The organism is Zobellia sp. B3R18, assembly GCF_018860715.1.
Classification (GTDB): domain Bacteria; phylum Bacteroidota; class Bacteroidia; order Flavobacteriales; family Flavobacteriaceae; genus Zobellia; species Zobellia russellii.
This window is the reverse complement of sequence record NZ_JAHKQG010000014.1, coordinates 470,659-483,003: the sequence shown is the minus strand read 5'-3', so window position 1 is coordinate 483,003 and position 12,345 is coordinate 470,659. Positions and strand designations below refer to the sequence as shown.

Sequence of the window (12,345 nt, the reverse complement as noted above, 5' to 3'; positions counted from 1 at the left end):
TGTTAATCCAAACGTTTATAATTTTCAGAGTTTATCCTGTTTCCTTCTTCATCCCTAAAAATTTGACTGTACCTATCTTTTTCCAAATGTAATTCCATGTGCCATTTCATATCGGAATTGGCAATTTTTCTCATGGAGGCAGACATGTATTCTAACTTTTCCGTTAAGGTACTGTCCGTAGTTTCATAAGAACCATACCCGAACCACTCTACGGAATCGTTGGGTACGTAGCGGGTCCACATGACCTTACCGTTATAATACATTTTAATTTGCCGGTACCCATCAACCGCAAGGAGTGTATCGGAAGGGTGTACGCCATCATTGTAGTTGTAGTGGCTAACAAGTTCCCAAGTCCCCTCAATAGAAGGGTGGTAGGAAGTGGATGGTGGTTCCAGGTTAGTAGCGGAAACAAGTAAAAAAGAAATACAGATTATAGTAATTAATTTTTTCATGGTTAAGCGTTTTTAATGTTATTTACGTTTTGATAAAACCAACTAAGAGGCATTAGCTTTATGGTTCTTAATTAATCAATGCGTCTATAATTTTCAGAAGCAATTCGCCCACCATCTTCATCTAATGAGATTTGGGTAAATGCGTTGTTTTCCAATTGTAGCTCCATACTCCATTGCATATCTGGGTTGGCAATTTTGCGCATGGAGGCAGACATATACTCTAGTTTTTCTGTAAGTGTGTTTTCCGTGGCTTCGTATGAGCCGTAACCAAACCATTCTACCGTTTTGTTTGGCGTGTAGCGTGTCCACATGACTTTACCGTTATAGTACATTTTAATTTGGCTGAACCCCTTTTCCGGGGTTAGTGTATCTGTAACATTCTCACCATCATAGTTGTAGCGGCTAACCAGTTCCCATGTGCCTTCAATTGAAGGGTGAAGTTCAGTTTTAACAGTAGTAGTTCCTGTTGCGGAGATGAGTAGAAGCATCAATAAGGCCAATCCTAATAGTTTTTTCATAATAGTGTAGTTTAAATGGATAAGCGGTTTTGTACCAATAAGTTACAACAAATTTTGTGAAAATCGTATTTTTTGTAACAAAAAAATAGGGTATTCTTAGTGTAGGTAAAATCTTCAATTATGGGTATTTGTAAATCTAAATTGAATAAAATAGCATATTGATAAATTGACGATTGTATATTATAGATGTGTCATTTCTGCTCTTTAGCCTGATGTTTTGGGCAAAAAATCCCTAAATTTAATAGATAAACTAACTCCAAAACACATGAAGAATATTACACTCGTAATGTTTGCCTTGCTTTGTTCATATACATCGTTTGGCCAAACAATTTCAGGAAATGTTACTGACACAAAAGAGGTGCCCTTGCCGGGTGTTTCTATTGTGGTTGTAAGAACTAACAAAGGTGCCACAACGGATTTTGATGGTAATTATACCATATCAGCTTCGGAGGGTGATGTACTCAACTTTTCCTATATAGGTATGAAAAGTAAGACTGTCACTATTGGCGCGGACCAAACCATTAATGTGGTCTTAGAAGAAGACGCCCAACAACTTAATGAGGTTGTGGTTACGGCCTTGGGTATTAAAAAGGAAAAACGCTCTGTTGGTTATGCAATTCAGGAAATAGGTTCCGATGAGCTAAATAGGGATAACAACGGAGATGTTTTAAGTGGAATACAAGGTAAAGTTGCCGGGGTCAATATCAACTCTAGTAGCGGTGCTGCCGGAGCTGGTTCTAGCATTATAATAAGGGGTATTACTTCTTTGAACCCTTCAGCAAACAATCAGCCATTATTTGTTGTAGATGGTATACCTATAAGTAATGAAGCTACAACGGGTAATCTTTTGCCAAGCACAGGGTCTAATGCACCCTCTTCCTCAGAGCAGTTTTCTTTTACGAACAGAGGGGCGGATATAAACCCTAATGATATAGAAAGTGTTTCCATATTAAAGGGTCCTGCTGCTACAGCTTTATATGGTGTAAGGGCAGCTAACGGGGTAGTGGTAATTACTACCAAGAAGGGAAAGAATGGAGAAGCCAAATTTAACCTGAGAACAAGTATTGGTTGGCAGGAAGTAAATAAAACGCCTGATGTTCAAACCAAATGGCGCGAAGGAAGAGGTGGTGAGATTATTTCTACATCCAATAACAACGCCCCGGACGGATATGATTTTGCAGGTGACAACAGTTTTGGTTTTTGGACACTAGGTCCTGAGTATGGCCCAAACGACAAGAATTACGATAATTTCAAGAATTTTTTCAATAGGGCTTTTACTACTAGTAGTTCTTTAAATATAAGTGGTGGTGGTGAGAGTTATACTTATTTTGGTTCCATATCGCGGTCTGATGATGAGGGCTTGGTACCCAACACCTATTTTGATAGAACCTCCCTTAAGCTTTCAGGTACTTTTAATGTAACCGATAAGTTTACGGTGGAACCCTCTTTTTCATACATTATTTCAGATGGGAGATTACCAAATGGTGGAGATAAGTCTATAATGAGTTCTCTGTCCTATTGGTCCCCTACAATAGATGTAAATGATTATATCTTGCCTAACGGAGACGAAAAAAATTATACGGCAGGTGTGGTAGACAATCCTCGTTATTTTGCTGAAGTAAGCTATCTGGACAGTAGGGTAAACAGAATTTTAGCCAATACAAAGTTCAATTATAAATTTAATGATTGGGCTTCCGTGCAATATCAATTGGGTGTAGACAATTATCATGATTCAAGGCTTCGTTTTGTTCCGCCGGATATTGACCCCGGTTCTGCAACCCAAGGTTTTATTGTTGACGAAGCTTTAAATTACAATGAGCTAACATCTAATTTGTTCGTTACACTATCAAAGGATTTTAACGAAGATTTTTCTGGGTCTATCCTCGTAGGAAACCAAATATCGGATACAAAAACAAGAAGGCTTACGTTACGTGCCGAAGGTCTTGACCCAAACAATTTAACAGCCTTTGGCCAGGCAAATAACTTCTTTGAGGATATTGGTGGTGCCGAACGTAAGATTGTTGGTGTGTTCGGAGATGCAAGGCTGGAGTATAAGAATACTTTGTTTTTGAACGTAACGGGTAGAAACGACTGGTCGTCTACACTACCAAAGGAGAATAGAAGTTTCTTTTATCCATCTTTCAATTTAAGTTACGTTCTATCTCAAACTCTTCAAGATGCAGGAAGCTTACCGGACTTTTTAACCTATGCTAAATTTAGGGCCTCTTATGCTGAAGTTGGTAAGGATGCCCCAGCTTATGTAGGAGTTTATTATGATCAACCCTCTAACTTTCCGTTTGGCACTGTAGATGGACTTTCACGAGATAGCTCCGGAGGTTCAAGTACCCTAAAACCGGAACGCACGGCTTCTATTGAAGTTGGTGGAGAGTTTAAGTTTTTCAATAATCGATTTGGAATAGACTTTACTTACTACAAACAAAATAGTAAGGATCAAATTCTACCCGTGCCCGTTGCCCAATCTTCTGGTTTTGATACGTTTGTTCTAAATGCAGGTGAAATTGAAAATAAAGGATTGGAAGCATTGGTAAATATTGTTCCCATAAGGAACGATAATTTTCAGTGGGATGTTACTTTAAACTGGTCTAAGGTTGAAGCGGAAGTTATTTCATTACCTAACGGTATAGACGAAATTATATTTGCCGATAGTGGTTTTCCCGGGGTTGTTTCCAAATTAGAAGTTGGCGGTGCTCCCGGTGACCTTTTTGGATACGTTTATGCAACACATGAAAATGGTAGTCGGTTAATTGGTGATGACGGTTTTCCTACCATCGTGGCCAATAACCCTTCTGATCGTGTTAAAGTGGGTAATGCGCTTCCAGATTGGTTGGGAAGTGTAAGCAGCACAGTTAAGTATAAAGGATTGGCATTATCATTTTTGTTGGAAAGAAAAGAAGGAGGTGAGCTTTATGACTCAGGGCAACGAAACGGTATCCGTAACGGGGTTTTGGCCATTACTGAATTCCGTGATGCCGAAATTGTTTTGGACGGTGTTCTGGCAGACGGTTCCCCAAATAATATTCCTGTGCTTATAGATGAAAATTACTATAGAAGTTCTTCTGTGTACAATCGTGCTTCAGAAATATTGGTTCAAGATGCTTCTTGGTGGCGTTTGCGCAATGTTACCCTGTCTTATGACCTTCCTAGTAAATTGATAAAGAATACCCCTTTTACAACAATGGGCTTCAGTTTTACAGGCACCAACCTTTGGTTAGATACGCCTTTTAGAGGTTATGACCCAGAAGGTAGTCAGTTTAGTGCCGGTACAAATGCTTATGGCTTTACCGGACTTAACATTCCTAATACAAAGTCGTTCATATTTGGTCTTAACCTTAATTTCTAGAAAAATGAAAGTTTTAAAATATATATTCTCGGTTACGGTAGCGACCTCTTTTTTAATTGGTTGTGATGATTATTTGGGCGATAATGTAGACCCGAACAAAGAGCTTCCTGAAAATGTTACGGAAGCAGATTTATTGCCTACGGCTATTTACAATTCATCCTCTGCACATTATAGTATAGCCTTAAGCATATGCCAATATTCTCAGCAATTGGCCTCTTATTTTGAGCCTGGGGCAGATACCCAGGAAGAGGTTCAGATCAGTGGAGGATGGAGCAATATTTATTTGCAGGCCTTGGCAGACTTGGGTCAAGTAGTTGCAATAGCTGAAGAAAACGGTGCTAACCACTATTTAGGTGTGGCTAAGGTTTTACAGGCATTCAATTTAGGACTTGCAACGGATCAGTGGGGAGACGTACCTTTTTCGTCGGCTTTAAAAGGTGAAGATGATTTTAAACCTTCCTATGATTCCCAAGAAAGTATTTACACTCAAATAAACAGCTTGTTAAATGAAGCAATCACTTTATTGGAAGCTTCGGGTTCCAGTACTATTGGTGAAGCGGATTTGATTTACAGCGGAGACCTGTCTAAATGGATAAAAACGGCTTATTTCTTAAAAGCTAAGTATGCTCTTCATTTATCCGAGGTAAACCAAACCGAAGCAATTGAGGGTGTATTGGCCAATGTATCTTCTAGCTTTTCAAGTAATGAAGATGATTTTCAGTTGGTATACAATGAAAGAAATTTTAATCCATGGAACTCAGGAGTTGTTTTGCCTAACAATACGGGAAATTTTTCAGTATTATTGTCCGATCAGTTGGTAAGCTTAATGGATGGTACTTCAATACCATTTGCAACTATAGAACTAGACCCACGTTTGCCCTTAATTACTACTATAGGTGATGATACGGAGTATAGAGGAGCTATTAATGGTTCTGCAGGAAGTCATGAGCTGGCCGCATCGGAAGACGATGATGGAGTAAGTGCCAACACGGATCTTGGAGCCAATAATTTTTATTCCTCACAGACAGCTCCGGTACTATTAGGAAGTTATTCGGAACTCAGATTCATGGAAGCGGAAGCTCTATTCCTTCAGAATGGTGGCAACGCTACTTCTGTTGGTAGTTCTGTAGAAGCCTATAATGCATATTTGGCGGGAGTTGAAGCTAATATGGATAAACTGGGGGTCTTGCCAGCCGATAAAGCGGCTTATTTAAGCGATGCGTCCGTTGCTGTTGGTGCTGATAATTTAACCATGGCGTTGATTATGCGCGAAAAGTTCATTGCTACTTTTTTAAATCCGGAATCTTTTGTTGATTTAAGAAGGTATGATTTTGACCCCAATGTTTTTATAGGCTTGGAATTGCCTGTGGGACATAATGAAATATTAAATGGGGAGTGGGTTAGAAGAGCTCAATACCCAGCATCTGAGCAAACTAGAAATGGCGAACAAGTAGAGGCCGTAACCAAGAATATAGGTGAGCCTGTTTGGTGGGATAGGGATTAACCACTAAAGAATATTTTTTAAGGAAGGATATTGATGCAATGTAATACGTGCTCAATATCCTTTTTTTTATGGGCGGCACTCAATACGATCCTGCTCATAAGGGGAGCGCTTTCATCTGGATACGGAAAGCTGGTAACGATAATTCTATTGGCTTCAAGGTATTCGGTTAGTTGTACGTCCGAAAAGGAATAGGCAGGATGACCCGGCATAAAATGGAATTTTTTTCGCTTTTTCAGATGCCTAAAAAAGTGATCCATATTTCGTCGTAGTCGCTTTCTTTTTAGGTCATAAATAACATCCGCCTCTACAAGAGTGGCCATAGCTGCTGGTGTTGCCGGACTTGCACCACCATAAAAAGAGGTCTCGGTTAAAGAATTGATGCGCTCATCCGTACCAAAAATGGCACCTGCTTGAATCCCGAAACCCTTGCCCAATGACCCGCAGACAATAAGTTCTTTGATCTTTAACTTGGATAAAATAGAGAAAACGCCACTTCCATTTTCCCCAACTACACCCAAACCATGGGAGTCGTCTACCACTAAAATAATTTCTTCTAATGGCAGTACTTGTAATGCTTCAAAACCAGGATAGTTACATCCTGAAAAATCAATACTGTCCAAAAATACAACCGGGGTAGTCTTACTGGAAGTTAGATGTTCGCGAACGGCAATATTCAATGCGGCAAAGGTGGTGAACGGTTTCCGTTTTACTTGGTATAGCGCAGAATGGGTGTTTGGTGCATAAAAGAAGTGATGTTCTTTGGAATTGAGCGCCTGAGCTAAAAACTGACCGGCCAAATATCCTGAGGATACCGTTATGCATCCTTCGCTACCAGCTAAATTGGCCAGATAACGCTCGGCCTCATCAAATACTCTTAAGCGAATATTGGATTTTCTAGAAGCTCCGTAATTGGTGCCATATCTTTTAATGTTATTGATAAACAGTTTTTGAAAATCACTGTCCGTTTGAAGTGCAAGGTAGGAGGTGCCCCCAAAATAGAGATGGGAAACTTCGTTAATGATTACTTTTCTTCCGGGAAATGTATCTATATAATGATTCATGGCCTAAGGCTTACTCCGGTTCCGTTCAACTGAGGAAAAACAAGTTTTCCGTTGGGTAAAATTTTAACGCCATCTGCTATATCGTTCTTTAAAAGTAGTGGGCCGTCCATATCTACATAATCCAGTTGGGGAACCAATTGCGCTATAGCTGAAATTCCTACGGTAGATTCCGTCATGCAACCGATCATAACTTTTATACCCATATCTTTTGCTTGGGCGATCATACTTAGAGCAGGGGTTATGCCTCCACATTTGGTCAATTTTATATTTATTCCACTGTAATACAGCGCGCATTTTTTTACATCTGACTCTACAATACAACTTTCATCGGCAATAACGGGTAGTACGCTATGATGCATAACTTTTTCCATTCCTTCCCAATCATCCGCCTTTAAAGGTTGTTCAAGAAATTCAACACCCAATTCTTTTAAAAGTGGGGCATTGGCAATAGTTTCATTAGCAGACCATGCACAGTTGGCATCTATTCTAAAAATAGCATCGGTATGCTTGCGCAGTTCCCTTACAATGGCAACATCATCTTCCGTCCCCAATTTTATTTTATAGATAGGCCATGGCATTTCTTTCATTTTCTCCAACATTTTTTCGACCGGAGCTATACCAATGGTATAGTTGGTTATGGGGTACGAGGCGTTACCGGTATTCCAAATACTATACAACGGTTTCTTATTGAGTTTTCCATATAGGTCCCATGCGGCCAGGTCTAATGCGCAAATAGCAAAATTAGAAAGGTTTTTTGTGGTTAGGAAAGCGTGGAAATTTTCCGGATGGTCTATGTTGAACGCCTCTATTTCTGTTCTGATTTCTTCAATTTCCGCCATCATACTTTCAACCGTAATCTTATAGTACGGATTAGAGGTAGTTTCACCGTAACCGGTTTCGCCGTTCAATGAAAGTGCAACGATAAGGGTATCTTGAAAATCGTGTGATTCACGAGAAATACTAAAGGTGTGTTTTAAGGCTAGGACGTATTTTTTTAAATCTAACTGCATGGTTCAATTCTTTCTACTAATATAAAAAGACAAATAGGGTTTGTAGTTTTCTGCGCGCTTTTTTTCGGAAAGAAGAAAAGATTAACATTAAAGACCCTTTAAACCAAAAACAAGCTGCCAAAAATTTGACAGCTTGCATTCATGGTCGATCGTTTTTTGATTTTAATATTTATGTACGCTGCCCGAAACCGATTTTTTTGTTTTTACACTGGCATTACCGGAGTAAGCAACATTGCCACCGCTGCTGGCATCGGCTACTAGGGTTTCTGAAACTAGAATTTTCATGTTACCGCCACTGCTGGCATCTGCGGTACAGGTTTTAGTAGAAAGTGTTTTTGCGTTAATATTACCACCGCTACTTACATCTACATCTGCACGATTAGCTTGGCCGGAGATGTTTAAATTGGCTCCACTACTGGCATCTATTTCAATGGTATTTGCTACAAGTTCTACGCTAATTTGAGCGCCACTGCTGCCATCAATTTCTAGATCATCACTTTCAATTGTGTTTTCAATACGAAGTTGAGAACCGCTAGAAGCATTTAAACTAGTTATTACGGGAAGCGAAACATATACAGTTTTGGTTGCTTTGCCAATGTTCTCTCTGGCATGAATACGCAATTTTCCATTTTTTATATCCGTAGCAATGAGGTCTATAATATTCTCATCCGCTTCTACCTTAATATCAAATTCATCGGCTTGGGTTACGTACACCATTAGCCCTTCAGAGGATGATACTTTGGTAAACTCGCCCGTTACTTCTCGGTTATCCGTTACTACGGTTCCGTTTCCTTTTTCTCCTGTTCCAAAATCTCCTATGTTTATGTCAAACCCACAGGATGATAGAAATAGCGCAACTAAGAATGCTATTGCAATACGAATTAATGTTGTCATGATTGTTGTTTTTAGATTGATGTAAAATTGAACTATTGGTTGCGTTCTGACCAGATTTTCAGACTCAAACGTCATATTTTGATACTGAATTGATTACACTGGATAGATCGCCTTGATAATTATGTTTTATAATTGGTGTCTTCAGGTTCAGAACGGTTGTCGTCTATATCTATGTCAATACCGTTTTCATCTATATTGATTCGGTTTTTACCATCAGAGCCATTTTCGTTGGATTTTATTTGTACTCCGTCTTCACCTATTTTCATTTTAAATGATTCACCATCTTCTTGAATGTCTATGTCAATACCGCCTTCGTTAATTCTGATTTTGTTTCTTCCGTTATTGTCATCATCAAAATCATCATCATCGTCCTCATCAACAAACTCCGGGCATTCTAGACATTTTAATTCTCCATCAGAACCCATTTTCCATGTATAATCGCTTATATCGCAGGCATCCAAGTTTCTATCGTTTTGAATATGGAAGCGCCAGCATCTATAATCGCTATCATTTACATAGTTAAGAACAGTGCCTTCTGGAATGTAAAGGTTGATGCGAACCTCTTGGTTCATCATTTTATTCTCTCTGGCAGTTGTTAAAAAGTCTTGAAGGTAAAGTGTGCTGTTTTCAACCTTGTAACTATAGTTGATAGCTTCGGCATATTTTTCTGCCACCTCAAAAGAAGAACCATCGGATTCTTTTATAATCTCTATTCTAGTGATGGTGTCTTTTGATTTTTCCAAATAGAAGCTAACATCATCTAACACCATTACTTCTTCACCAGATTCGTTTCTGCTAATAGTAACTCCGTTACCCATTTCAACTTTACGCTTGTTTCGGAATTTTCGGTTGTAGGATTCTAAGTTGATTTCTAAGGTATCTACCGTGGTTGGAAAATGAATATTCTCTATAGTTACAGTAGATTCAGAAAATGCGCGTGCAGAAGCTTGTTTTATTCCAAAAACAATCAATAGTATTATGGAAATCAGCCAAAGGCCTAATAATGAGAATTTAGCAATACTTCCAATAGATTTAAGGTTGTTGACCAAGATTTTCAATCCTAAATAAAGAAGAAAGAAAAACGGAATACCTATAGCAAAAAAGCCAAGTAGTGAAATCAACCAGATAGACATATCACTGGCATCCACAATATGGTACATGTTTATTCCTGGTACATGAACCATATCTGCAATACCTACTGTTATCATTCCTATAAACAGCCCAATAATAGTAGCCGCACCAATAAGAATCAGGAGAATACCGATAAACTTTCCAAAGATTTTGAAGAAAAACATTATGATATCTCCTAAAGTGTCAAAAAACGACTGACCGCCACTTTTTACTTTGTTACCTACACCTTCATAATCAACGCTCTTAATTTTTTGGGCAACATCATCAAAGCCTTCCTTGACCTTGCGTTCTATATTGCTGATGTTGATGTCCTCCCCCCGCATATCCAATTTTTGGGATGTAGTAACTGCTTCGGGAATCAATAACCAGAGTAGGCCGTAGATTAAAATAAACCCACCCGAAGAGCCAATGGTTAACAGTACCCATATTAAACGCACCCAAAGTGGGTCTATATTAAAGTAATGTGCCAGACCGGAAGATACGCCCGCTACATATTTGTGCTCTGTATCTCGGTACAGTTTCTTGGATTTTCTTGGTTCCGAATAACTACTTCTTGTATTGGGTTCGTCTTCAAAAATATCTTCGTCAACCATATAGTCTTCTGGTTGCCCCATGATGGCGATAACCTCGTCTACCTGTTTTTGGGTAATGACCTGGCGCTCGTTCTCAAGCTTTTCATGAAATAGTTCCGCTATACGGGCTTCAATATCTGCCAGTATCTCATCACTGCCGGGAGTATTTGCAAAAGACCGTTTAACGGACTCTAAGTAGCGCTGCATTTTGTTATATGCGTCTTCATCCATATGGAAGAGCATATTGGCTAGATTAATGTTTATAGTTTTGTTCATTTTAGTCGTTTTTTCTCTGTAAGTGCATAGTAAGTATGAAGCTGCAGAGTAGTTTTTTAGGTTTATTTATTATTGGTTACCAAATTTGTTGCTGTTCTTAGCTCGTCCCACGTACTGTCCAGTTCCTTTAGAAAAAGTTTACCGGTTTCTGTAAGTGCATAATATTTTCTTGGGGGACCAGAAGTTGATTCTTCCCAGCGGTAGCTGAGTAGTCCCGCATTTTTAAGACGGGTAAGCAAAGGGTAAATAGTGCCCTCTACCACAAGCATTTTTGCATCTTTTAGCGTTTCAAGAATTTCAGAGGCGTATTTGTCCTTTCCGTTAAGGATAGACAGAATACAGTACTCCAAAACGCCCTTGCGCATTTGTGCTTTTGTATTTTCTACATTCATAATTTCTTTTTGCTTTTTATGCAGTTCCTTTAAATTGGGGGAACGTGATTGTTCATAAATGGTACGCTGCATAGTTTGATTGTTCGTTTTTTTGCTATTCCACATCCGTTTTGGTTAATGCCCCGTGATTAGTGGGACCCGTTGCGGATTTAGAATAAATTGATTGATGAATAAACTCCTTTTTGATTGGGTATGATGAGTACCCTTTTTCTATTAATGAAGGCTTATGACCCTCGTGATTTTCCAATTAGAATCTGTGTTTTTCCATATCATTATAAATTTACCAGGCTTGGAAATAGCATCCGGTTCCTGGTTGTTGTGAAATTTGTGCATTCCTATTTCTACGGCGCCAAACCCGCTTATGGGGTACACCTCTATACTTCCTTCAACCAATTCGCGTGTTACTTTTCCGCAGATGTTCTTCTTTAAGCTTTCCAGCAAATCTTGTTTTGATGTGGATAATCCGCCTTTGTCATGATAGAACTCCAAATCTTCGGCATACATCGCGGCTTGTTTGTCCATATTACAGGTATTGTATGCCTCAAAATATTCGGTATCTAACCGGATAATTGTTTCCCTTAATTCCTCTTCGGAAGGAGATTGTGCCGTCATTCCCCAGAAGCTAAAAGCAAAAACAAGTGCGGTTATGAATGTGTACAATCTCATTATTTTAAAAACTTTATAGTTAGCGGATATGAAAATTCTTGGCCCTCATTAGTACGGATAACGGCAAGTATGGTGTATACTACGTTCACTACAAAAAGGGCACCGTGGGCCAAACCTGCTATACCTAATGGAAATAGCCAAGAACCAAAATTAAGACCTTGACTCAAATCAAGATTAAGATTGTTGTAATCGTTTAAATGGTCAAGCCCCAAAAAGCTACTGTTTAACAATTCAGGAAAAAAACCTAGAAACATAGGAATGCTGATTGCACCAAGGACAATAGAGTAGAGCAAAAGGCTAATCTGAAAATTTAACACCTGTTTGCCGTTGTAGTCCACAAACGCATAATCCTTTTTATTGGCGGTCCATAACACTAACGGAATTATAAAGTTACCGAAAGGAATAAAGAATTTTGAAAAAGAAGAAGCGTGCACGATTGCCGCTAAATTTCGTTCATGTTTTGTTATTGTACTTTCCATCGCTTAGTAATTTCTTATGCAAATATATA

At 38.9% G+C, this 12,345-nt stretch carries 11 protein-coding genes; 2 read left to right on the top strand and 9 right to left on the bottom strand.

Translation table 11 applies throughout. From position 1 onward, the window contains the following. Positions 1-2 precede the first annotated feature (2 nt). Complete coding sequence (locus tag KO513_RS18760) at positions 3-452, bottom strand: hypothetical protein (protein ID WP_215914705.1); 450 nt, start codon at positions 450-452, stop codon at positions 3-5. 71 nt (positions 453-523) lie between these two features. After that, entirely contained in the window at positions 524-970 is a 447-nt protein-coding gene (locus KO513_RS18755) for a hypothetical protein (RefSeq protein WP_215438872.1), read from the bottom strand. Positions 971-1,235: 265 nt separating this feature from the next. Here KO513_RS18755 and KO513_RS18750 point away from each other — a divergent pair, with 265 nt between their 5' ends. Both KO513_RS18750 and KO513_RS18745 read left to right on the top strand, forming a co-directional pair. Continuing rightward, entirely contained in the window at positions 1,236-4,331 is a 3,096-nt protein-coding gene (locus KO513_RS18750) for a SusC/RagA family TonB-linked outer membrane protein (protein WP_215914704.1), read from the top strand. A 4-nt stretch (positions 4,332-4,335) separates the two neighbouring features. Further along, positions 4,336-5,835: a SusD/RagB family nutrient-binding outer membrane lipoprotein gene (locus tag KO513_RS18745; protein ID WP_215914703.1), complete on the top strand. Its 1,500-nt coding sequence runs from the start codon at positions 4,336-4,338 to the stop codon at positions 5,833-5,835. 17 nt (positions 5,836-5,852) lie between these two features. On the opposite strand, the gene KO513_RS18740 is transcribed toward KO513_RS18745, so the two are convergent. The 7 genes from KO513_RS18740 to KO513_RS18710 all read right to left on the bottom strand — a co-directional run bounded on the left by KO513_RS18740 (position 5,853) and on the right by KO513_RS18710 (position 12,316). Further along, positions 5,853-6,896, bottom strand: a complete 1,044-nt coding sequence (locus KO513_RS18740; protein WP_215914702.1) for an aminotransferase class I/II-fold pyridoxal phosphate-dependent enzyme — start codon at positions 6,894-6,896, stop codon at positions 5,853-5,855. Continuing rightward, the gene (locus KO513_RS18735) at positions 6,893-7,906 is read right to left on the bottom strand and encodes a dipeptide epimerase (protein ID WP_215914701.1); all 1,014 of its coding nucleotides are present in this window, start codon (positions 7,904-7,906) and stop codon (positions 6,893-6,895) included. Before KO513_RS18735 ends, KO513_RS18740 begins: the two co-directional genes overlap by 4 nt. 162 nt (positions 7,907-8,068) lie before the next feature. Then, a complete protein-coding gene (locus tag KO513_RS18730; protein WP_215914700.1) occupies positions 8,069-8,800 on the bottom strand; it encodes a head GIN domain-containing protein in 732 nt (243 codons plus the stop codon). Between the two features lie 119 nt (positions 8,801-8,919). After that, on the bottom strand, positions 8,920-10,779 hold the full coding sequence (locus tag KO513_RS18725; protein ID WP_215914699.1) for a PspC domain-containing protein: 1,860 nt from the start codon (positions 10,777-10,779) through the stop codon (positions 8,920-8,922). Between the two features lie 62 nt (positions 10,780-10,841). Further along, positions 10,842-11,171 carry a PadR family transcriptional regulator gene (locus KO513_RS18720; protein WP_215439474.1) on the bottom strand — a complete coding sequence of 110 codons (330 nt, stop codon included), beginning with the start codon at positions 11,169-11,171 and terminating at the stop codon, positions 10,842-10,844. Between the two features lie 213 nt (positions 11,172-11,384). Continuing rightward, the gene (locus KO513_RS18715; protein ID WP_215438885.1) at positions 11,385-11,837 is read right to left on the bottom strand and encodes a nuclear transport factor 2 family protein; all 453 of its coding nucleotides are present in this window, start codon (positions 11,835-11,837) and stop codon (positions 11,385-11,387) included. After that, on the bottom strand, positions 11,837-12,316 hold the full coding sequence (locus KO513_RS18710; protein ID WP_215438886.1) for a DUF4870 domain-containing protein: 480 nt from the start codon (positions 12,314-12,316) through the stop codon (positions 11,837-11,839). Before KO513_RS18710 ends, KO513_RS18715 begins: the two co-directional genes overlap by 1 nt. Positions 12,317-12,345: the final 29 nt, after the last annotated feature.